General features: G+C 32.9%; 23 protein-coding genes and 1 pseudogene. 23 read left to right on the top strand and 1 reads right to left on the bottom strand.

Annotated elements, in window-relative coordinates; genetic code table 11:
• Positions 1-11: 11 nt before the first annotated feature.
• Entirely contained in the window at positions 12-809 is a 798-nt protein-coding gene (locus tag HUE87_RS08420; protein WP_194365773.1) for a hypothetical protein, read from the bottom strand.
• Between the two features lie 101 nt (positions 810-910).
• On the opposite strand from HUE87_RS08420, the gene gspG reads away from it, so the two are divergent.
• The 23 genes and pseudogenes from gspG (at position 911) to HUE87_RS08310 (ending at position 21,238) form a co-directional block, all read left to right on the top strand.
• Positions 911-1,342, top strand: a complete 432-nt coding sequence (gspG, locus tag HUE87_RS08415; RefSeq protein ID WP_194365771.1) for a type II secretion system major pseudopilin GspG — start codon at positions 911-913, stop codon at positions 1,340-1,342.
• A 2-nt stretch (positions 1,343-1,344) separates the two neighbouring features.
• A pseudogene (locus HUE87_RS12940) lies at positions 1,345-1,482 on the top strand (prepilin-type N-terminal cleavage/methylation domain-containing protein); the annotation flags it as partial.
• Between the two features lie 12 nt (positions 1,483-1,494).
• A complete protein-coding gene (locus HUE87_RS08410; RefSeq protein WP_229855100.1) occupies positions 1,495-1,947 on the top strand; it encodes a hypothetical protein in 453 nt (150 codons plus the stop codon).
• The gene (locus HUE87_RS08405) at positions 1,944-3,158 is read left to right on the top strand and encodes a type II secretion system F family protein (protein WP_194365767.1); all 1,215 of its coding nucleotides are present in this window, start codon (positions 1,944-1,946) and stop codon (positions 3,156-3,158) included. Before HUE87_RS08410 ends, HUE87_RS08405 begins: the two co-directional genes overlap by 4 nt.
• A 3-nt stretch (positions 3,159-3,161) precedes the next feature.
• The gene (locus tag HUE87_RS08400; RefSeq protein WP_194365766.1) at positions 3,162-4,082 is read left to right on the top strand and encodes a hypothetical protein; all 921 of its coding nucleotides are present in this window, start codon (positions 3,162-3,164) and stop codon (positions 4,080-4,082) included.
• Complete coding sequence (locus HUE87_RS08395) at positions 4,072-5,001, top strand: hypothetical protein (RefSeq protein ID WP_194365764.1); 930 nt, start codon at positions 4,072-4,074, stop codon at positions 4,999-5,001. The genes HUE87_RS08400 and HUE87_RS08395 overlap by 11 nt, the downstream gene beginning before the upstream one ends.
• Positions 4,998-5,399: a hypothetical protein gene (locus HUE87_RS08390; protein WP_194365762.1), complete on the top strand. Its 402-nt coding sequence runs from the start codon at positions 4,998-5,000 to the stop codon at positions 5,397-5,399. The genes HUE87_RS08395 and HUE87_RS08390 overlap by 4 nt, the downstream gene beginning before the upstream one ends.
• Complete coding sequence (locus HUE87_RS08385; protein WP_194365760.1) at positions 5,393-5,923, top strand: hypothetical protein; 531 nt, start codon at positions 5,393-5,395, stop codon at positions 5,921-5,923. The genes HUE87_RS08390 and HUE87_RS08385 overlap by 7 nt, the downstream gene beginning before the upstream one ends.
• Entirely contained in the window at positions 5,907-6,719 is an 813-nt protein-coding gene (locus HUE87_RS08380) for a hypothetical protein (RefSeq protein WP_194365759.1), read from the top strand. The genes HUE87_RS08385 and HUE87_RS08380 overlap by 17 nt, the downstream gene beginning before the upstream one ends.
• Entirely contained in the window at positions 6,706-8,553 is a 1,848-nt protein-coding gene (locus HUE87_RS08375) for a secretin N-terminal domain-containing protein (protein ID WP_194365756.1), read from the top strand. Before HUE87_RS08380 ends, HUE87_RS08375 begins: the two co-directional genes overlap by 14 nt.
• Positions 8,554-10,071: a GspE/PulE family protein gene (locus HUE87_RS08370; RefSeq protein WP_194365755.1), complete on the top strand. Its 1,518-nt coding sequence runs from the start codon at positions 8,554-8,556 to the stop codon at positions 10,069-10,071. It abuts the gene before it with no gap.
• A 10-nt stretch (positions 10,072-10,081) separates the two neighbouring features.
• Entirely contained in the window at positions 10,082-10,498 is a 417-nt protein-coding gene (locus HUE87_RS08365; protein ID WP_194365753.1) for a hypothetical protein, read from the top strand.
• The gene (locus HUE87_RS08360; protein ID WP_194365751.1) at positions 10,495-11,004 is read left to right on the top strand and encodes a prepilin-type N-terminal cleavage/methylation domain-containing protein; all 510 of its coding nucleotides are present in this window, start codon (positions 10,495-10,497) and stop codon (positions 11,002-11,004) included. Before HUE87_RS08365 ends, HUE87_RS08360 begins: the two co-directional genes overlap by 4 nt.
• Before the next feature lie 28 nt (positions 11,005-11,032).
• Positions 11,033-12,985, top strand: a complete 1,953-nt coding sequence (ligA, locus tag HUE87_RS08355; protein ID WP_194365750.1) for an NAD-dependent DNA ligase LigA — start codon at positions 11,033-11,035, stop codon at positions 12,983-12,985.
• Positions 12,978-13,688 carry a 23S rRNA (cytidine-2'-O)-methyltransferase TlyA gene (gene tlyA / locus HUE87_RS08350; protein WP_194365748.1) on the top strand — a complete coding sequence of 237 codons (711 nt, stop codon included), beginning with the start codon at positions 12,978-12,980 and terminating at the stop codon, positions 13,686-13,688. The genes ligA and tlyA overlap by 8 nt, the downstream gene beginning before the upstream one ends.
• Positions 13,678-14,499 (top strand): bifunctional riboflavin kinase/FAD synthetase, encoded by an 822-nt coding sequence (locus tag HUE87_RS08345; protein ID WP_194367929.1) that lies wholly within the window; start codon positions 13,678-13,680, stop codon positions 14,497-14,499. The genes tlyA and HUE87_RS08345 overlap by 11 nt, the downstream gene beginning before the upstream one ends.
• Positions 14,496-15,527, top strand: coding sequence for a tRNA pseudouridine(13) synthase TruD (locus tag HUE87_RS08340; RefSeq protein ID WP_194365746.1), 1,032 nt, complete (start codon positions 14,496-14,498; stop codon positions 15,525-15,527). The genes HUE87_RS08345 and HUE87_RS08340 overlap by 4 nt, the downstream gene beginning before the upstream one ends.
• A gap of 89 nt (positions 15,528-15,616) precedes the next feature.
• The gene (locus HUE87_RS08335) at positions 15,617-16,291 is read left to right on the top strand and encodes a F0F1 ATP synthase subunit A (RefSeq protein ID WP_194365744.1); all 675 of its coding nucleotides are present in this window, start codon (positions 15,617-15,619) and stop codon (positions 16,289-16,291) included.
• Positions 16,292-16,306: 15 nt separating this feature from the next.
• Complete coding sequence (locus tag HUE87_RS08330; protein ID WP_194365742.1) at positions 16,307-16,564, top strand: hypothetical protein; 258 nt, start codon at positions 16,307-16,309, stop codon at positions 16,562-16,564.
• Positions 16,565-16,668: 104 nt separating this feature from the next.
• Positions 16,669-18,093, top strand: coding sequence for an Asp-tRNA(Asn)/Glu-tRNA(Gln) amidotransferase subunit GatB (gene gatB / locus HUE87_RS08325; protein ID WP_194365741.1), 1,425 nt, complete (start codon positions 16,669-16,671; stop codon positions 18,091-18,093).
• A 6-nt stretch (positions 18,094-18,099) separates the two neighbouring features.
• Positions 18,100-19,656: an ion transporter gene (locus HUE87_RS08320; RefSeq protein ID WP_229855099.1), complete on the top strand. Its 1,557-nt coding sequence runs from the start codon at positions 18,100-18,102 to the stop codon at positions 19,654-19,656.
• A complete protein-coding gene (locus HUE87_RS08315) occupies positions 19,653-20,351 on the top strand; it encodes a TrkA C-terminal domain-containing protein (RefSeq protein ID WP_194365739.1) in 699 nt (232 codons plus the stop codon). Before HUE87_RS08320 ends, HUE87_RS08315 begins: the two co-directional genes overlap by 4 nt.
• Positions 20,348-21,238 carry an NAD(P)H-dependent glycerol-3-phosphate dehydrogenase gene (locus tag HUE87_RS08310; protein WP_194365737.1) on the top strand — a complete coding sequence of 297 codons (891 nt, stop codon included), beginning with the start codon at positions 20,348-20,350 and terminating at the stop codon, positions 21,236-21,238. The genes HUE87_RS08315 and HUE87_RS08310 overlap by 4 nt, the downstream gene beginning before the upstream one ends.
• Positions 21,239-21,243: the final 5 nt, after the last annotated feature.

Raw genomic sequence — 21,243 nt, 5'->3', positions numbered from 1 at the left:
AGTTGTCGATTTTAAAATAAAAACTCAACTCCCGCATATAAATTCCAGTTTTTTTGTTCGCTGTCTGGTTCGTAGTAAGTAAAATTTCCAATCTGTACAAAATCAGATTTTTCAAAATTGGCATACTCATACTCAAGTTTTGCTGTAAAATTAATCTTCTCATACATAGGTATTTTAATCGGAGCTACAATTTTATAACTATAAACTCTTCCTAAATTAAAGGTCTCGTTGAGGGCATCCATTTTTGCGTCAAATGCTAATTGTCCGCTCAGTTCTAGACCTACATGTAGATTATTATATATTTTTGTCTCCACACCAATTGAGACCTGCGTAAAAGGATAATAGTATGTTTCGAGTTGAGTAGAAGAGAGCTCCCTCTCCCATACTTTGTAACCTAGTCCAAGAGTAAAATAAAGCGAACTGTTGTCATATTGGTGTAAGCGTTTTAGATTTGTCTGAAATTCGTAAAAAGTGTTTAAAGTGCTCGATGTATGTGAGCCGTAAGGAAGATTAGAGTTTAAAAGTGAGCCTACATAGTCTGTATCTCCGTATTGAGCACTTCCAAAAATATTAAAATAGTAAGCCACGTCGTAATTGTTTTCACTATATTCATTAAATAAATAATCTAAACTTCCATAAATACCGTTAATTTCAGAAATTTTTGAGTTTTCTGTGTCAATTATTTCACCTTGCAAGTTACGCTCAGTATAATCATAAGCTGTCGTTTTAAGCCCGAGTTCCAGCCTGTTTTGAAATGTTTCAGCTTGAAGTATGTTTGCCAATAATGCAAAAACAATAATATTACGCATATAAATCCTTTAAGCAGTAATTATATACATAATTTTTATTGTAATCAATTAATTAAAAAATTTCACTATAATAAGCAGTTAAAAACTTAAAAGGTATTGTTATGCAACAAAAAGCAAGAAAAGCGTTTTCACTCATAGAGTTAATGATAGTTATAGTTATTTTAGGACTTTTAGCAGCGATGGTTATGCCTAATCTTACGGGTAAAGGGGAAGAGGCTAAAAGAAACTTAGTTTGTGTTCAGATGAAGAGCATTTATAATGGTGCTTTAGATATGTTTAAAATAAACAACAGTGTTTATCCATCAACGGAAGAGGGACTTAATGCTTTGGTGTCAAATCCGGATGCAGATAAGTATGTAAACTATTCAACAAGTGGCTATTTTAAAGATTCGAAAATGCCAAAAGACTCATGGGGAAGTGAATTTATCTATGTAAATGATAATGGAAGCGTAGAACTTATATCTTTGGGTGCAGATAGAAAAGAGGGCGGAAAAGAAGGGGCAGTTGATATAAAAATGAGTGAGTGTAAATAAACTTGAATCTCTTTTCTTGCCAAAGGCAAAGCTTTAGTGAGAGGAATTTTTATGGGGCTTTGCTCTATAAAAAAGAGAAAAACAGAAGGGCCTTCTCACTCATAGAACTTATAATTGTTGTTGTGATAATGGGAGTTGTTTATACTTTGTCTGTGTCAAATTTTCAAAACCTAAAAGGTTCAAACACCGAAGTTAGCTTGAAAAATTTAAAAGAGTATTTGTACAGTATCCCACATACTAAAAGTGTTGAACTCTTGTGTCTTGATAATTGTATGAGATGTAGTGTATTAGTTGATTCTAAAGAGTATAATTCAACAAGTGCCTTTGATGATATTATAGATGATTCCATTAGAGTCTATAGATATGATTTTTACACAGGTATACAGGAACAAAGTCAAAAAGTACATTTTAACAGTGAAAATGTGCAAGAGAATGTATGCTTCTCATATAGTGTTGACAAAAAAGGGGTAGGTGACCAAGTGATAGTAGAATTCAAAGAGAGAGTTTATGATTTCTCAACACACTTAAGTTCATCAACTGTCTATAGTTCGCTCCAAGAAATGGCTAAATCTAAAGAGAGTTTGACTCAGGAGGTTTTGAGATGATTGTTAAATATAAAGGGATAGACTCTAATGGCAAAAAAGTTAGGGAAAGAGTAGAAACTGCATCCCTAGAAGAAGCAAAAAATAAGTTAAGAGCTAAAAAAATTATTTACTATGATATTTATGAAGATACTCCAGCTTTTTATGAAAACTTTGACTTCTCTCGCAAGTATAAAATCCCCGTAAAAGAGTTGTCTTCACTCTCTCGTGAGCTAGCCATGTATATTCGCTCAGGAATCAGCATTGTTTCAGCGCTTAAAATTGTACAAACACACTATGAGAACAATAAAAAAATGAAACTGTTTTTAAACACAGTTTCAACTCACTTAGACGAGGGACAAGATTTCTATACGGCACTAGAGTCACAGAATGTTGTAATATTGCCAGAATTTTTTAAGCACTCTATAAAAGTAAGTGAAAATGGTGGAATTCTAGATGAAGTGCTTTTAGAATTGTCACGGTTTTTAAAAGAACAAGATAAAATGAAAAAAGAGATAAAAGCTGCTTTTGCCTACCCATCTTTTATGATTGGAATTTCACTGCTTATGATATCATTTATGTTGGCTTTTGTTGTCCCACAGATTACTGGTATATTTGAGAGTATGGACCAAGAGCTTCCGAAAGCTACACAGGTTGTTATAGCTATGGGTGATTTTTTTAATGACAATTTTACAACTATTTTAATATTAATAGCTGTATTTATATTTATGTTTATGCTACTTATGAACAAGAGTTATGCTTTTTCATATGGCGTACATAAGCTTATACTTAAATTACCACTATTTGGGACAATCACGCAAAAAAGTGAATTGGCAAGGTTTTCTTATATCGCTTCACTTTTAGTTCGTTCTGGTGTTCCTTTTGTTCAAACAATAAGCCTTAGTGCAAATATCTTAAATAACCTTGTGTTGAGAGATCTTTTTGTAACTTCTGCTAAAAAAGTGGTTGAAGGAAAACTGCTTTCAAATGCTTTAAATCACTCAAGTATTAAAATAGACTATTCTTTTATGCAGTCTATTGCTCTAGGTGAAGAGACATCACAGCTTGAACATGTATTGACAAATATCTCAGAGCTCTATTTTGAAGAGAACCGAGACAAGATAAGTATGCTGTTAACACTGCTAGAACCTGTGCTTATGTTATTTGTTGGAGGCAGTATAGGTTTTATTGTTGCGGCGATGTTATTGCCTATTTTTTCTATGAGTGTTGGTTGATAAATGTCTACATGTAGAAAAGCAATTGCACTAATAACAACACTGTTTTTCATAATGGCAATAACTGTAAGTATTGGAGTTGGTCTAAAATATGTTAATGAAGCTTCCATTGAGGTAAATAGTGAAAATTTCATGATTCAGACATCTGTAATTATAGACGATGTTTTAACAATGCTTAAAAACTCTAAAGAGTTGGAGTCAATAGTAGGAGAGAAGTCGCAAGAGGCTCTTTTTACATTTTTATCACAAAGCAGTTTTATTCCATTTGAGAGTTCAGGCTTAAAGATTAATCTTGAGTTTAGCAGTGCAAGGTCAAGGTTTAACCCAAATACACTAGCAGACGGCAATAGTACTCAGGTAGACTCTCCAAGAGTTCAAGCATTGCGAGAATACATGAGCGAAAATATGGTAGATAATATATATGTAGATATCTTATTGGATAGCATGAGTGGCGTTAAAGAAGACTTTTCATATAATACGGAAATCTTCAATGAAAAACCTTATCTTTTTAGAGATTATATAGCATCAAGTAAGCATTTAGATGAATTAAATAGTTTTTATATGCAAGCAATTCAAGAGAATAGTTTAAAAAATATTAACTTTGAGAATCTATTTTATTTTAGCAGTGATAGAAGTACAATAATTGATTTAAACTATGCAACAGCTGATGTGTGGGAGTTGATGCTAGGATGTACAAAAGAGAGAGCTAAAACAATAGCAGTTGACAGAGGCTATTGGAATAAAATTGAAGATATTGACTTGCAAGAAGATGAGAAAGAGATGCTTGAAAGATTTAATCCAAGTTATTTTGAGCCATATATAGATGTTAGAGTGGAAATTTTGCAAAATAATAAACGAGCTAACATAAGATTTGAGTATAATATTAAAACTAAAAAAGGGTCTAATTTTAATTATGATATTTAATAAAAAGTATAAAACTATCTTTTTAGATCCAAATTCTGATATTGAGACCCTAGATGGTCGTGTAAATATAATTTTATCACCCTCCCTATACTGGGTAAAAAAAATGATTTTACCTGTAAATAGTGTGAGGGAGGTTAAAAAACTTCTACCTTCAATCTTTGAAGAGACTTTGCCTGATGGTAAATATAGTTATAGTGCCTATGAGGGTTCTACGGGATCAGAATTTTTTGTTTTTGCCTATGAAGATAAAAATATACTTGACGTAATAGCTAAAAAGAATATATCTATAGCTGAGGTAGTAAATGTTTACTTTGCTCAAAGTGAACTATTATCGATAGATGGAGCAGTTAAAATCAATGAGAGTCAAAGTATTTATATAAAAGATGATATTCTTGTTTTAGTTCCATGTTGCTGGGTAGAAGAAAAAGGTGAATTAGATTTAAGTTCTGTAGTTCTATCTAAGCATAAAGTCTCACTGCAACAGTTTGGGCATATTGTAGATATTAAAAATTTCTATAATATAGGAGCTGTTTTAGTTGTTTTAATTTTAATTGTTTTTAGTGAATTGTTTATTACGGCTCAAAAAGCAGATAATATTTTAGAGTTAAAAGATGAGCTTTTTTCTAAAAACGGTCTTCAACCTACAATGTTTCAAAACACAGCAATGTTGAAAAAATATAAAGCAATACACATGAAACAGACTAGTATTAGAAAATATATATCTTATCTACTCTCACTTAAATTAAAGCAAAATGAATATATAACACTTATAAGTTTAAAAGAGAGAGTAATGGTTGTGAACTTTAGCGGTACTAAAGAGAAGGCTTTTTCACATATAACTTCTTCTTTAGAAGCAAAAAATGTAATGTTTAAGTCAACTTATGTCAATGGAGTTTTACATTTGGAGATAGCTCTATGAATCGCATAAATCCAATATATATTCTAGTATTACTAGTAATGATTTTAGTTCTTGCCACACTCAAACTAAATTCAGGCAAAATAGAGTTTAATGAGACTCAGGAGATCTATAAAACTACTGAAACAATAGCAACTGAGCTTAGTGCATTAAAAGATGTGTATGGAGAAAAAGTAAAAAAATCATTAAAATCTATTTTAAAACTACCAGCTCTTAAGTCAAAATCTATAAGTGAGACTTTTAAGGCCTCATCTGTAAATATTAGTTCAAAATCTATAGATATAAATTCTTTAAATTTACTTATGAGTAAAATTCTCAACAGTTCTTACAATATTGATTCACTGCAGATAAAAAAATTAAGTGATGACAAAGCAAGCTTTAAAATGGAGATAAAATGGTAAAGATAGGAAGGTTTTTTGCTTATTTTTTGTTTTTTACTCTGGCAATAATGTATTTTACACCAAAAGTTAGCGTTTATTACTATTTAGAACAAAAACTAAACTCCTACTCTGTAATAGTAAGCAAAGAGGATGTAAAAGACAACGGCTTTGGCTTAAGTATAAAAGATGCCGTAGTATCGGTTAAAACTGTCGATAGCGCTACTATATCTAATATTGAAATAAATCTATTTACTGTTTATAACACTATAGACTTCAAAGGTATTACACTCTCCCCAGTTGCTACATCTTTCTTGCCTCTACATGTAAAGAGTGTTAATATTAAATACTCAATTTTTGACCCTTTAAATATTAAAGCTGTGAGTGTTGGGGAATTTGGAGAAGTGGATTCTTATTTTAATATTATTGACAGAGTATTTCATTTGAATTTAAAACCTTCAAAAATAATGTTGAAAGATTACAAGAATACACTGAAGAATCTGAAAAAATCTGAAAACGGGGAGTATATATATGAGAAACATATCTAACTCTGCCATTATTTCACTATTAACAAATGTTTTAATTTTACTTGTCCTGGCAAAATCTTTGTCACTTGTAGTTTTGTGGTATCTGCCAAACGAAGGAGTTGAACTTAGTGTAAAAGAGAATTTTCAACCCAAATATCAAAGAGTAGATTTTAAAAATATGATACAACGCAAAAAAAGAGAAAATATGAGTGCGACTGCTAATATTGAAGATGTGGGCACAAATATAACTGATATGATTTTAAATGGTCTATATGGAACAAAAAACAGTGGTTTTATAATTATAGCTTTAAAAGTAAATCCTAGTAAAACAGATATTGTTGCTGTAGGAGAACTCTATAATGGATATATTCTAAAATCAATTGCTTCATTGAGTGCAATATTTCAGAAAGATGGTAAAGATTATGTTCTTTATCTTGAACAACAAAATGGGAAAAGTTCTTCGTATGTTACAAAGATTAAGGTCGATGGTGGATCTGACAGCAAAATAGAACTGACTCGCAAAGAGATATCTTTATATGCAAAAAATCCAAAAGAGATATGGAAAAATATCTCTATAACTGAGGTAAAAGATGGCAAAAATATCAAAGGCTTTAAAGTTACGAAGATAAATAACAAATCTAAGTTTGCTTCACTAGGGCTAAAAGTGAATGATTTAATTATAAAAGCAAATAATATTAGACTCAAGTCATATAGAGATGCATTAGATATTTATAAAAATATAGATAAACTAGACATGATACAAATAGTGGTAATAAGAAACAATCAAGAGATGGAGTTAGTATATGAGATTAATTAGATTTATATTTTTAACACTTAGTTTAGTGTTTGTTTTAAGTGCAAGAGAACAGGTTAATGTTAACTTTTCCAATTTAGCAATAGATGATTTTATTAAATTAATATCAAAAATTACAAATAAAAATATTTTAATTAATCATAATGTTGCAGGAGTTGTCAACTTTGTTAGTAGCACTCCTATCTATGATGATGAACTTATGGGAATATTAGTCTCTGTTTTGGAGTCTAAAGGCTTTACTCTAATCCAAAACGGCTCTTTATATGAGGTTGTTCGCTCAGCGGAGGCAGCAAAATATAATGTTAAAGTTGAAGTTCAAAATAAAAAACTTCATGGCTCCATTATGGTTACTCAAGCCATAGTGGTTAAGGGTGAAAATGTTGATATAGTAGCTGCTAAAATTCGTTATCTTATCTCTAAAACAGCTAAGCTTATGACTATGAAAGAGAGTAATATTCTTTTAATAACTGATTATCCAAAAAACATAGAGACAATTAAAAAGGTTATAAAAAATATTGACACAAATAACGAAGCTATTGTAAAAATAATTTACATTAAGCATGCAGAAATAAGAAAACTTCTGGCTAGAGTTATAGATATAAGTAAGTCACTATTTAATGAAAAAGTAGAGTCTCAAACAGTTAAAATCATACTTGATGATAATACAAACGGGATTATAGTTGTTGGCAATAAAGATAATGTTAAAAAAGTAGAGGCTTTAATAGAAAAGCTTGATGTTGAGTCAAACGTCAGTAAGAGTGTTGAGATATTCAATCTTAAAAACTCTGATGCGAAGGCAGTTCTTGCCAGTTTAACTGAAATTATCTCAAAACAGACATATACTGACCCAGCACTAAAACCAAATGTTTCAATGAGTGAAGAGATAAATGCCATTATTGCAGTTGGGGAACCTGCAATTATAAAGGGTATTAAAATTATTATTGATGAACTTGACAAAGAGAAGTACCAGGTTTATGTTCAAGCCAGAATAATTAATATATATAAAAAGAAAGCAGAAGACTTGGGTGTAAAATGGGGATTTGATGGCGCTACTGTAAGTTCTAATGGCGGACTCTATTCTTTATCTACAAACTTCGGAGGGGCTTCTATCTCTAAAGCTGCAGAAGCATTAATTTCATTTCCTGAAAATCTAACATCAGGGTTCGCTCTTGGCGCTGCAATAGATTTTTTACAAACCAATGGTGCTTCACAGTCAGTATCTAACCCATCAATTCTGTGCATAAACAATAAAGAGTCATCAATATATGTTGGTCAAACTATTTCTGTTTCATCTGGTTCTACAACTGGTACTGCAGGGACAACAGCATCTTTTAAAAGAGAAGATGTTGGTCTTACTCTGAAAATTAAACCTCGTGTCTCATCTATAGATAAAGTAACTTTAGAAGTAGAAACTATTTTAGAGAATATAGATAGTTTTGGAGATGCAGTAACTGGAGAACAACCTGTTACTTCCAAACAAGAGGTGAAAACTCAAGCTATCCTTCGTCATGGTGAGTCTATTATTATAGGTGGACTTGTGAAAAATTTTGATACAGAAAATAAAAATAAGATTCCACTATTAGGTGACATCCCTCTCATAGGTGAATATCTATTTTCGTCTACATCAATATCAAATGAAGAGACTAACTTAGTTGTTATTTTAACACCGTATGTTTTAGATAAAAGTGAAAAATTATCTCAACTTCAAAAAGATTTAGGAGTTTTGGCAAATCTTCAAAAAAAGTATAATGAGGAAGTATTTAAGAAGATAGAAAAAAAACCTGCTGCTTCTGAAGATATAGAGTCAGCTAAAGAGACAGCTAAAGAGGAGTTTTGATTGTTAAACTTAGAGCCTCTTCATAATCTAAAACTCTATGTTAATGAGCCGTGGGAGTTAGATACTGATATAAGTGTTAAAAATTATCTTCTGTTTAGTGAAATTGACAATGAAGTCTGTGCTCTGGTCTGTGAGCGATATTTAGTAGAAGCTAGTAATTATTATACAAAACTACAGAATAAATATCCTATAAAAATGCTAGATGAGGACTCTTATGACAGGCTATATAACCGTTTTTTAGAACTTCGTACAGACAAAGCAATAGAGACAATGAAAGAAGATTCTAGTGAAGAGGGTGAAGATGAAGATATATCTTTAACAGACTTTTTAAGAACTTCATCAGATATTTTAACCTCAGAAGAGTCTGCTCCAATTATTAAGTTTGTAAATGCTCTGTTTTATCAGGCTATAAAAAAACGGGCTTCAGATATTCATATAGAAGTCCAAGAAAAACGGGGAGAAGTCAGGTTTAGAATAGATGGCATGTTGAGTAAAAATGCCGATTTAGACAAAAAAGTTGTTAACCTTATTATTAGTCGTATAAAAGTTATTTCAAACCTTGATATTTCCGAAAAGAGAATCCCGCAAGATGGGCGAACACAGATAAAAATTGCCGGAGAGACTTTAGACATTCGTGTTTCTGTTTTGCCAACATTTTATGGCGAGAGAGTTGTTATGAGACTTCTGATGCAAAGTTCTCAAATTCCACAAATAAATGAACTTGGATTTTGCAGCGAACTAGTAGAGGATGTAAAAAAACTGCTTCGATCTTCTCATGGAATTATTTTAGTAACAGGACCAACTGGTAGTGGTAAAACAACTTCTCTTCACTCCTTCTTACGTGAAGTTGAATCGCCTGAAAAAAACCTTATAACAGTTGAAGACCCGGTTGAGTACAAGTCGGACAATATTGCTCAGATTCAGGTAAATGAGAAGGTAGGGCTCACATTCGCTTCAGCTCTTCGCTCCATACTTAGACAAGATCCAGATGTCATAATGATAGGTGAAATTCGTGATGAAGAGACAGCCGCTATAGCAATTCGTGCGGCTCTAACCGGTCACTTGGTATTTTCTACCCTACACACCAACTCTGCTGCTGCGACTATCTCAAGACTTGCAGATATGTCGGTAGAACCTTTCTTGATTTCCTCTTCACTTTTGGGAGTTCTTGCTCAAAGATTGATCCGTGTTTTGTGCGAGGAGTGTAAAGTTGAGGATGCTTTAGCAGAAAATTTTGCAGAAGATTATAGATTACAAGTAAATGCAAAAATATTTAAGGCAAAAGGGTGTAAAAGTTGTAATTACAGCGGTTATTCCGGTCGTCGTTCCATAGGTGAGCTTTTAATAATGAATGATAAAATAAAAGACTTGTTGAAAAGTACTACAGATGAGCATACGATTAAAATAGCACTAGAAGCTGATGGACTTAAGACTATTTCTTTTCAACTCTCAGAAATGTTATATAATGGAGAAACATCTTTAGATGAAGCGATTCGTATCGGATTGGGAAATGCGTAAAGGCTTTACATTGATTGAAGTTATGGTTTCTGTAGTAATTATTTCAGTAGTAATAGCGGCTCTTTTCCAGATGAAGGGAAATAGTTCACATATATTCTTAGAGCTTGGTAGAAAAGTTGCAGTAAGTCAGTTTTCCTCATTTTTAATTGCAAATAAAAATTATGGGTTTGAAAATAAAACAGTTACATTGGATAAGCTTATATATGATTTTGATGTTGAAGATGATTTAAGGCGAAGATTTAAAGAGAGCAAGATGAAAGTGATTTATCAAGTCCTTGAGAGTATTGATATGAGTGAGTCTGCTGAGATAGAAGATGTAAATAATGAAGATAAGCTAGTAAACTCAAGTTTGATTTTTGAGATAGGTAAGACTATACTTATAACTGACACTTCTTCTAGTGGACTGTTGAGACTTAGAATCCAATGAGAAAAGCTTTTACTCTTATTGAGATGTTAATCTCAGTAACTATTTTATCAATTATGATGGTTTTTTTATATAAAAGTTATGCCTCGTTAAACAGTTCAAATTACTTTTTAAAAAAAGAGTTAAATATTATAAAAAGCCAACAATTGAAGAAAAGAGTTGTGTTTTTAGACTTCTCTTTAGCTCTTGATAAGAAAGTAAATATCATAAATCAAGATTCACATGTAGATGTTGTTTTTATGCAAAGTTCAAACTCTTTGCATAGAAAATACAACCCTTATGTCGCATACATAGTTAAAGAGTCTAAGCTTTACAGATTGGAATCTTTACAAGAGTTTAAAGAGTACCCATTAAACCAAGATAGTGTTTTTAGCATAGATTCTTTAGGTGAAGTGGATAGTTTTAGAGTCTACAAATCTAATGACAACCTAAAAGAGGCTTATTTAATACATGCAGAGTTTAAACAAGGAGAAGAGATACTTCTTAAAGTTAAAGTATTGGAAGATTAATTTAGAAAGATTAAGATAAAATTCCATTATGAATTTACAAGAGTATAAAGAAGCGGTAGAAAAACTTAACCTCTACTCACATCATTACTATGTCTTAGATGACCCTATTACCACTGATGAGGTTTACGATAAACTTTACCATGAGGTTGTGGAATATGAACAAAATAATAAAGATGATGTTTTAAAAAACTCACCAACAATGAGAGTTGGTGATGTAGTTAGAGATGGCTTTACAAAGGCTTCACATCTCACTCGCATGTGGAGTTTAGAAGATGTTTTTGACGCAGAGGGCTTGCAAAAGTGGCTTACAAAAACCTACAAACTAGATAAAAATATCTCATTTTATTGTGAGCCGAAATTTGACGGGGCTAGTCTAAACCTTATCTATGAAAACGGTGAATTAGTTCAGGGAATTACCCGTGGTGATGGAGAGATAGGTGAGCTTATAACTCAAAATGTTAAAACAATAAAAACTGTTCCACTTATCATAGAATATGATGAGCGTATAGAGATTCGCGGTGAAGTGGTTATATTTAAAGAAGAGTTTGAAAAAATAAACGAAGCAAGAATGAAAGATGGTGAAGCTGTTTTTGCAAACCCAAGAAATGCAGCTGCCGGAAGCTTGCGACAACTTGATTCTTCTGTAACTGCTTCAAGAAATTTGGTCTTTTTGCCTTACGGTGTTGGAGAGAACTTGTTAGAACATAAACTGCTAAGTGATAAGATGGAGTTTATCTACTCCTTAGGGTTTAGAAAGCCACCTCAAAGCTCTACCTGTAAAGATTTTGCAGAGATAGAAGATATATATGAGATTATGAATAGAGATAGAGATAGTTACTCTATGATGCTTGATGGTATGGTTGTAAAAGTAAACGAAATAGCTTCTCAAATAGATATGGGTTATACGGTTAAAAATCCTCGTTTTTCCGTTGCTTATAAATTCCCAGCGGTTGAGAAGATTACTACAGTAAAAGAGATTATACTTCAGGTTGGACGAACTGGCGCTGTGACTCCTGTGGCGATAGTTGAGCCTACTGACATAGATGGAGTAGTAGTAGAACGGGCAACTTTGCATAACTTCGATGAGATAGATAGAAAAGATATAAGACTTAATGACAAAGTTATTATCCTCAGAAGCGGGGATGTTATACCCAAGATTATAAAAGTTTTAACTCATGAGAGAGACGGAAGCGAAGTAAAATACGAAAGACCGCAGAGTTGTCCAGTTTGTAATAGTGAACTCTTGGATGAGGGGGTTTTGCTTAAGTGCCAAAATCTTACATGTGAAGCAAGAGTTATAAACTCAATAATATACTTTGCCTCAAAACCGTGTCTTAATATAGATGGACTTGGCAACAAAATAGTTGAGGCTCTTTTTAACTCTGGTCTTGTGAAAAGTGTTGTAGATTTATTTGATTTAACATTAGATAAACTTTTAGCACTTGAAGGTTTTAAAGAGAAAAAATCTCAAAATCTTTTGAACTCTCTAGAAGATGCTAAAGGCTCTGAATATTGGCGTTTTTTAAACTCACTTGGGATTGAACATGTAGGAGAGGTTGCATCTAAAACTTTGAGCGAGAAGTTTGGAAGTAACTTCTTACATGTAAGCAAGGAAGAGATAATCGCTTGTGATGGAATAGGCGAAGAGATGGCTGAGTCTGTTTTGGAGTTTGTAAGGGTAAACAAAGAGACTATTTTAAAATTACAAGATATTTTAAAACCATTGGAACCTATACAAAAAGCTGAAGCAAAAGAGAACCCTTTCAAAGGTAAAACAGCAGTGCTAACCGGAACTATGAGTGAGTCACGCGGTGCTATAAAAGAGATGTTAGAAGAGCTTGGCGCAAAAGTATCAGGTTCAGTTTCTAAAAAGACAGACTTTTTAATATATGGCGAGGATGCGGGAAGCAAATATGACAAAGCAATATCTTTACATGTAGAGTGTTTAACGGAGCAAGAGATGAGAGAAAAAATTGAGTAGATTAGATAATTATTTAGTAGAGAATTCTTTAGTGCAAAGCAGAAACAAAGCTCAAGGCTTGATTAAAGATGGACTTGTAAGTGTTAATGGCAAAGTAACAATTAAGAGCTCTCATAAGTTAGAAGATAGTGATGAAGTTATTGTAAAAGAGCATAAACAGTATGTCTCTCGTTCAGCGTTTAAACTTAGTGGATTTTTAGATGAATTAAAGCTACACGCAAAGGATAAAACTGCTTTAGATATAGGCTCATCAACCGGAGGTTTTACGCAAGTTCTTTTAGAATATGGTGCTAGCGAAGTGACTGCAGTTGATGTCGGCAAAGAGCAACTACATGTAAGCCTTAAAGAAGATCATAGAGTTCACTCATACGAGAGTTGTGACATACGAGAGTTTAAGAGTGATAAAATATTTGATATAGTAGTAAGTGATGTCGCTTTTATATCTCTGCTTCATATACTAGATGATGTTGACAGATTGGCAAATGATAAAATTATTTTGCTGTTTAAACCGCAGTTTGAAGTAGGGCGCGAAGCAAAAAGAGATAATAACGGTGTTGTGACTGATGAAAAAGCAATACTAAATGCTATGATAAAATTTGAAGATGCTTGTAAGTTAAAGGGGTGGAAACGAATTTTAAAATCTGCTTCAAAACTTACAGGCAAGGAGGGGAATCTTGAATACTGTTACTGCTATGAAAAATAGTCGTGCAATAGCCATCGGCGGTTTTGATGGTATGCATATAGGACATCAACACCTTTTTGCGGAGCTTGATAAGAGTGGGACTATTGTTGTAATTGAGACAGGTTATGCAAACTTAACTCCAAAGTATGAGCGTGAGAACTTTTCTCACTATCCTATATTTTATCTTAAGTTAGATGATATTCGTCATTTGAGTGGGGAAGAGTTTATAGGCTTTTTAAAAGATAAGTTTCCAAAATTAGACAAAATAGTTGTTGGATATGACTTTCACTTTGGAAAAAACAGAAAATACTCTTTTGATGACTTAAAAATACTTTTTACTGGAGATGTTAAAGTTGTTGATGAGGTGACTTTAAATGGTGACTCTATTCATTCACATAAAATCAGACAAAAAGTAAGTATAGGCGATATTAAAGGTGCAAACGCATTTTTAGGGCATAATTACACTATTAAAGGTAAAATAGTTAAAGGTCAAGGTATAGGAAAAAAAGAGTTGGTAGCGACTATAAATATAGAAGCAGAAGGTTTTCTTACTCCAAAAGAGGGAGTTTATGCTACTCTTACTAGAATAGATGATGAAGAACATTATCATCCATCAGTCTCATTTGTGGGGCACCGCGTAACTACAGATGGAAGTTTTGCTATTGAGTCTCATATACTTGACGGCGAAGTTACATGTAGCGACAAAGCAAGAATTAGTTTTGTCTCTTTTATAAGAGACAACAAAAAGTTTGAGTCACTTGATGAGCTCAAAAAAGCGATAAACAAAGATATATTTGTCGCTTCAAAAGAATTAAAGTTTTTGCAATTATGAGAAAAAGAGAATATTTAGATACTACACAAGATATAAGTTTTAAGTTCTTCCAAACACCTGATGATTTTATGGTTGATGAAGTTATGTGCACAGAGTTCAAGGGCAAAGGAAACTACTTAATTATACATGTAAAAAAAGTTGAACTTACAACTTGGGACATGGTAGCGATTTTTGCAGAGTACTTTGGTATTCCTGCACAAAAGATTGGTTATGCTGGATTAAAAGACAAACATGCAACAACAACGCAGTACATATCTGTTGACGCTTCATATGAAAAGATGCTTAAAAAGTTCCACCATAAACAGATTAAGATATTAAAGACAATAAGACACTCCCACTCTATTAGAATGGGTGATTTATGTGGCAACAGATTTAGTATAAATTTACATTTTGTTGATAATATTGATTCAGGTAAGATTGAGAAGTGTGCACGAAAAATTGCTAAAAATGGTTTACCTAACTACTTTGGTTACCAAAGATTTGGGCGTGATAACGACTCAATAAAACAAGCAGAGGAGATGATAAAAGGGGAAATATTTATAGAAGATACAAAGATTAAAAACTTTTTAATTTCTATTTATCAGAGTACATTTTTTAATGACTGGCTGCGAGAGAGAGTAGAGCTATCACGTGAAAAAAATGATGGTAAATTTTTACTACTTGATGGAGATGTATATCAAGATAATAAGGGTGACTTATCTACTCCCAAAATTATGCCAACAAGAGAATTCGAAAGTAAAAAACTTGTTCCTACTGGGCTTTTGTGCGGTAGAGATACTTTTCGTGCAAGAGATGAAGCAAGAGAGATAGAAAAAAAGTACGATGATGAGTTTTTACAAGAAAAAGGCTATAGAAGAGAAGCACTAATATATCCAAAAGATATAGAATGTAAGTATATTAGAAAAGAAACAAAACTAAAGATTTCTTTTACACTTCCAAAAGGTTCTTACGCAACAGTATTTTTAGAAAGTATTGCAAATAAGAACTATACAGCTAAAGATGTAAAGCCAAAGATTAAACAAAAATAAAAAAATTACATAATTTATAGGCGGTATTATAAAAGTTTAATCCAACTTTGAATATAATGCCTCAATTATTTAAGACAGGGAGTACACCTATGGGTGAATTGTTCACATTTTTCGGTTTATTATCTCACGATAAGACTTTTATCTACATGACGCACATGCTTTTATCAGCAGGTATAGCTTTAATGCTTGTTAAGATTGCAATGTCTAATCTTCAAATGGTTCCAAGAGGAACTCAAAATGTTTTGGAAGCATACATCTCTGGTGTTCTTAAGATGGGAACAGATGTTATGGGCGAAGAAAAAGCTCGTAAATACGTAGCACTAGTTGCTACTATCGGTCTTTTTGTTGGTATTGCTAACCTCATAGGTGTAGTGCCAGGCTTTGAAGCTCCAACTGCATTTTTAGAAATGCCTTTGACATTGGCTTTATCAGTATTTGTTTATTACAACTATGTTGGTATAAAAGAGCAAGGTGTTATAAAGTACTTCAAACACTTTATGGGTCCAGTTTGGTGGCTGTATTGGTTAATGTTCCCAATAGAAATCGTTTCTCACTTTTCTCGTTTAGTATCCCTTAGCTTCCGTCTTTTCGGTAATGTTAAAGGTGATGATATGTTCTTGATGGTAATCTTAATGCTTGCTCCATGGGTGTTACCTATGATTCCATTTGCACTTCTTACATTTATGGCTTTCTTGCAAGCGTTCATCTTTATGATGCTTACGTATGTTTACCTTGGTGGTGCTGTAGCGGTTGACGATCACTAGTCACAACTAATAAATATGCAAAAAGATAAATTCGATAGAATTATAAGCTTTTTGCTTGGAGCATCATGGGCTATATTGCTCTTTGGTTCTCTAATAGTTTTCAATTCTTTTCTTTTTCTAGGCTTAGGCTTAGCCATTTTCTGCACAATATTTTTCATAGTTATTTCACTTTTTATGACTTTATCTCTAGATGCTTTTTCTATAAATAGGCAAAGACTCGAAGAAGCTAAAAAACAAACAATGCTGCTAGAGAATATTTTAAAACTAAATTAAAAATATTGCTATAGTTAATTAAGATATTTTGACTTTATGAGAGTTAAAAGCTTTAATTAGGTAAAATGTACCCTTAATATTATGAATTTTATCTAAGGAAACTTATGTTTGAAGTAGTTATCGGTCTCGAAGTCCATGTACAACTAAATACAAAATCAAAACTTTTTTGCTCGTGTCCTACGAGTTTCAATCACAAACAAAATACAAATACATGTCCAACTTGTTTAGCTCTTCCAGGTGCCCTGCCAGTGCTAAATAAAGAAGTTCTACATAAGTCTATTATGCTTGGAACTGCTATAAATGGAACCGTTAATAGAACATCTTTCTTTGATAGAAAAAGTTACTTCTATCCAGATAGTCCGACTGCCTATCAGATTACCCAGCTTTACACTCCTGTTGTTGAACATGGAAAGTTGCAAATAGACTTTGAAGACGGAAGTCACAAAATTATCCGCATTAATCGTGCTCATATCGAAGCTGATGCTGGAAAAAATATACATGATGGTGATATATCTAAAGTTGATTTAAACCGTGCAGGAACTCCACTTTTAGAGATAGTATCTGAGCCTGATATGAGAAGTGCAGAAGAAGTTATCCTCTATCTAAAAAAACTTCACTCAATAATTCGTTACTTAGATATCGGTGACGCGAACATGCAAGAGGGGTCATTTCGTGTTGATGTAAATGTCTCAATTCGTCCAAAAGGTGATGAAAAACTTTATACTCGTGTTGAAGTTAAAAATATAAACTCATTTAAATTTATCCAAAAAGCGATTGAACTGGAAGTGGCTCGTCAGAGCGAGGCTTGGGAAGATGGAGTATATGAGCGAGAGATAGCTCAAGAGACTAGATTGTTTGACCAAACGAAGCAAGAGACTCGTTCTATGCGTGGTAAAGAGGAAGCTGCTGATTACCGTTACTTCCCAGAGCCGGATCTACTTAAAGCTGTAGTAACTGATGAAATGATGGCTGTATACTCACAAATACCAGAACTCCCAGATGAAAAGAGAGATAGATTTGTAAAAGATTATGGCATGAATGAGTATAGTGCGGGTGTTGTAACTTCTACTGTTGAGATGGCGCACTTCTTTGAGGCAATGATGCAAGAGAAAATATCTGCAAAAAATGCCTTGACTTGGCTTACAACAGAACTTCAAGGTCGTCTAAAAGGGGAGATGAATATTACAAACTCACCGGTAGATGCTAAAAAACTTGGGCAATTGGTGAAAAGAATTGAGGACGGCACCATAAGTGGAAAAGCGGCAAAAGAGGTACTTGACAGGCTTATGGTTGAAAATCTTGAAGTTGACGGTGTTATTGATGCTTTGGGTCTAAAACAAGTTAGTGACAATGGTGCAATTGAAGCTATATGTGACGCTATTATAGCTGCAAACCAAGATAAGGCTGAGCAGTATAGGGGCGGTAAAGATAAACTTTTTGGCTTCTTTGTAGGACAGGTCATGAAAGAGTCAAAGGGCAGTGCAAATCCTAAAACCGTAAATGAAGTGCTAAAAGCAAAACTAGGATAATTAGTTTTGTTTAAGCGTTTGCTGGTCGATACTGCATACCATATAAATACATCTGAAAAATATGCAAAAAATAAACATTTTTTTTATAATTTATTAGAAAACAGCAACAACAAATATAAAAGATATTTCGACCTATTTATGATTACTCTTATTTTTATAAGTGTTGTAATTTTGATACGAGAAGTAAAGTCACATGTTAACGACACTCTTCTTTTTTTCAATAACTATGTCATATCTATAATCTTTTTTATTGAGTACATGTTGAGGCTTTGGGTTAGTAGCAGCGTAACTCAAGTTATTATTGAGCAAAGTGAGCACAGCACTATGCTTGGGGAAAAATTTAAGTTTTTCAATGCTTTAAAAGAGATAATTGAAATTAAATTTAGATATATATTATCAATTAAAGCTATTATTGATTTAATGGCAATTATTCCATTTTTTCATGAACTAAGACTTCTTCGAATTTTTATACTATTTAGAGTTTTCAAGCTCTTTAGATATGCAAAAAGTATTCAAACTTTTGCTTCAGTTCTTGCTGCAAAAAAGTTTGAGTTTTTTACGTTACTAATCTTTGCTTCAATTATTATTTTTGTTTCATCTGTTTTGATTTATGTAATGGAAGCAAACAGCCCAGACTCACAGATAAAGACTCTTTTTGATGCCTTGTATTGGTCTATAGTTACAATATCAACAGTCGGTTATGGAGACATAACTCCAATAACGGAGCCTGGAAGAGTAGTGTCGATGTTTGTTATAGTTGCTGGTATTGCAGTCTTTTCATTTACGACTTCACTTATAGTTACAGCATTTACAGAAAAATTAGATGAGATAAAAGACACAAAACTTATTGACGATATAGAAAAAATAAAAGAGTTTTATCTTATCTGCGGTTATGAAAATATATCAAAAGAGGTTGCTAAAAAACTTTCTATAAAAAATAGAGTCATTATTTTAGAAGAAAATTTCTCAAAAGCTGAATCGGCACGTAAAGATGGTTTTGTAGTGCTAAATTACGATCCAGGAGCTACAGAGAGCTACCGAAAACTTCGTATAAATATACAAGCGCAAGTAAAAGCAATTATCTGCTTAAGTTATAGCGATGTAGAAAATGTGTATACAGCATTAACTGTTCGCTCCTTTAACAAGGAAGTGTTTATATTGTCTGTTTTAAAAAATAAGAGCAATAGAAACAAGTTAATATTTGCAGGTGTTAATGAACTTATTTATGAAAAAGAGTTGGTTGGGATAGTCGCTAAAGAGTTTGTTGGTCAGCCAGTTGCATTTGAAGCAATCCATGCTTTACGTTCAAACTTTAACGGTATTGATATGCAAGAGATTCTTGTAAGCGATAGAGTTCTAAGTAATTTTATAACCGTTGGTGATTTGCATAATAAAAAGTATAGGGTTATACTTTTGGGAATATATAAAAAGAGTATAAAAAGATTTTTATTTAATCCTATTGACAGCACAGTTTTAGAAGTTGGCGATTATCTTCTTGTAATAGGAAATATACAGTTTATAAAGGAGTTTAGCAACTCATTGAATAATAAGGGTAAAAAATGAGACAAAAAAGTGCTCTGATTTTTGGCTACAACGACTACACTTTTGAGATTGAAAAAAATATATCAGCACACTATAAAAATATATACATTTTTAGATTAGGCGAATATAGTGAGCTAAAAGAGCAGAATAATTATAAAATACATAGTTTTGATTTGAGTGACAATTGGGATGATTTAAGCACTATTGTTGATATAGATGATTGTGTTGCGTTTTGTGTTCTTGAGGATATGGCAGAAAATATATTTTTAACTATTTCACTGCGAGACTCGTTTAAAGATTTGACAATAGTCGCTTTAGCAGAAGATAAAGAGAGTACAGACAAACTTACTTTAGCGGGGGCAACAAGAGTTATTCCAACTACGCAGACTACTGCGAATATTATTGTAGAGATGCTTGAAAAACCAATAGTTACAGAGGTATTGCACAATATTTTATATGAAAAAAGTGATTTAAAAATAGCTCAAATAGCAGTTGAAAACAATAATTTTTTCGAGGGTAAATACCCGGCAGATATAGATTGGAGCAGGGAGCATGGAATAATCGTTATTTCTATTGTACATGATGATATGAGTAGCGAGTTTATATACTCATCGAAGGAAAAACACCATATAATTAAAAGCGGTGACATTTTTGTTGTTGTTGGATATGAACAAGATATTAAAGATTTTGAAAAGTTGATAGGGAGCAGATTGTGAGTAAAGTTGGTGTTATAGGAGCAGGTAAATGGGGTTCGGCTTTAGCCTTCGCATTAAGTGAGAAAAGTGATGTTTTTATAACTTCAAGAAGACCAAGAGAGATGAAAAATTTTGTTTCATTGGAAGAAATATTAAAATGTGAATATTTGATTATTACAGTACCAGCACAACAAATAGCATCTTGGCTTGAAGAAAATTTTGTATTTACAAACCAAAAGATTTTAGTTGCATCTAAAGGCATAGAAGCAACGACTGGTAGATTTTTAAATGATATTTATGCAAACCATATTCCTGAATCTAACATTGCTTTTCTTTCAGGCCCATCATTTGCAACAGAGGTTATGCAGTCGCTTCCTACGGCTTTAGTAATCAATTCTAAAAATGAAGAGCTAAGTAAAGAGTTATCATCTCTATTCCCATCTTTTATAAAAACATACACGTCAACTGATGTAATTGGCGCAGAGGTTGCAGGTGCTTATAAAAATGTAATAGCCATAGCTGCTGGAATTTGCGAGGGGTTAGGACTTGGTAAAAATGCAGCAGCAGCTCTTATATCTCGCGGACTAGTTGAGATGCAGAGGTTTGGTCTTCATTACGGAGCAAAAGAGGATAGTTTTTTGGGACTTAGCGGAGCAGGAGATCTTTTTCTAACTGCATCATCTAACATGTCAAGAAACTTTCGCGTCGGTTTAGGTTTAGCAAAAGGGAGAACTCAAGAGGATATTCTCGAGGAGTTGGGAGAAGTAGCGGAGGGGATAGGAACTACTTACGCATTACATGAAATCTCTCAGCTTCGTAATTTGTATCTTCCAATTGCCAAAGAGGTCTACGAGATGCTAGAGGGCAAAAATCCACAAGAGTCTTTAAGAGACTTACTGTCGAGTTAGGTTTA

Source organism: Candidatus Sulfurimonas marisnigri (assembly GCF_015265475.1).
GTDB classification, from domain to species: Bacteria; Campylobacterota; Campylobacteria; order Campylobacterales; family Sulfurimonadaceae; genus Sulfurimonas; species Sulfurimonas marisnigri.
The sequence above is the reverse complement of the archived record's forward strand: the minus strand, read 5'-3'. Positions and strand labels throughout refer to the sequence as shown.

Bases quoted from the DNA above. Each gene is read 5' to 3' on its own strand.
- HUE87_RS08335 (WP_194365744.1), top strand. From the start codon at position 15,617: ATGGGTGAATTGTTCACATTTTTCGGTTTATTATCTCACGATAAGACT.
- HUE87_RS08405 (WP_194365767.1), top strand. From the start codon at position 1,944: ATGATTGTTAAATATAAAGGGATAGACTCTAATGGCAAAAAAGTTAGG.
- HUE87_RS08390 (WP_194365762.1), top strand. From the start codon at position 4,998: ATGAATCGCATAAATCCAATATATATTCTAGTATTACTAGTAATGATT.
- HUE87_RS08345 (WP_194367929.1), top strand. From the start codon at position 13,678: ATGAAAAATAGTCGTGCAATAGCCATCGGCGGTTTTGATGGTATGCAT.
- gspG (WP_194365771.1), top strand. From the start codon at position 911: ATGCAACAAAAAGCAAGAAAAGCGTTTTCACTCATAGAGTTAATGATA.
- HUE87_RS08385 (WP_194365760.1), top strand. From the start codon at position 5,393: ATGGTAAAGATAGGAAGGTTTTTTGCTTATTTTTTGTTTTTTACTCTG.
- HUE87_RS08315 (WP_194365739.1), top strand. From the start codon at position 19,653: ATGAGACAAAAAAGTGCTCTGATTTTTGGCTACAACGACTACACTTTT.
- gatB (WP_194365741.1), top strand. From the start codon at position 16,669: ATGTTTGAAGTAGTTATCGGTCTCGAAGTCCATGTACAACTAAATACA.
- HUE87_RS08400 (WP_194365766.1), top strand. From the start codon at position 3,162: ATGTCTACATGTAGAAAAGCAATTGCACTAATAACAACACTGTTTTTC.
- HUE87_RS08330 (WP_194365742.1), top strand. From the start codon at position 16,307: ATGCAAAAAGATAAATTCGATAGAATTATAAGCTTTTTGCTTGGAGCA.
- HUE87_RS08380 (WP_194365759.1), top strand. From the start codon at position 5,907: ATGAGAAACATATCTAACTCTGCCATTATTTCACTATTAACAAATGTT.
- ligA (WP_194365750.1), top strand. From the start codon at position 11,033: ATGAATTTACAAGAGTATAAAGAAGCGGTAGAAAAACTTAACCTCTAC.
- HUE87_RS08375 (WP_194365756.1), top strand. From the start codon at position 6,706: ATGAGATTAATTAGATTTATATTTTTAACACTTAGTTTAGTGTTTGTT.
- HUE87_RS08395 (WP_194365764.1), top strand. From the start codon at position 4,072: ATGATATTTAATAAAAAGTATAAAACTATCTTTTTAGATCCAAATTCT.
- HUE87_RS08340 (WP_194365746.1), top strand. From the start codon at position 14,496: ATGAGAAAAAGAGAATATTTAGATACTACACAAGATATAAGTTTTAAG.
- HUE87_RS08420 (WP_194365773.1), bottom strand. From the start codon at position 809: ATGCGTAATATTATTGTTTTTGCATTATTGGCAAACATACTTCAAGCT.
- HUE87_RS08360 (WP_194365751.1), top strand. From the start codon at position 10,495: ATGAGAAAAGCTTTTACTCTTATTGAGATGTTAATCTCAGTAACTATT.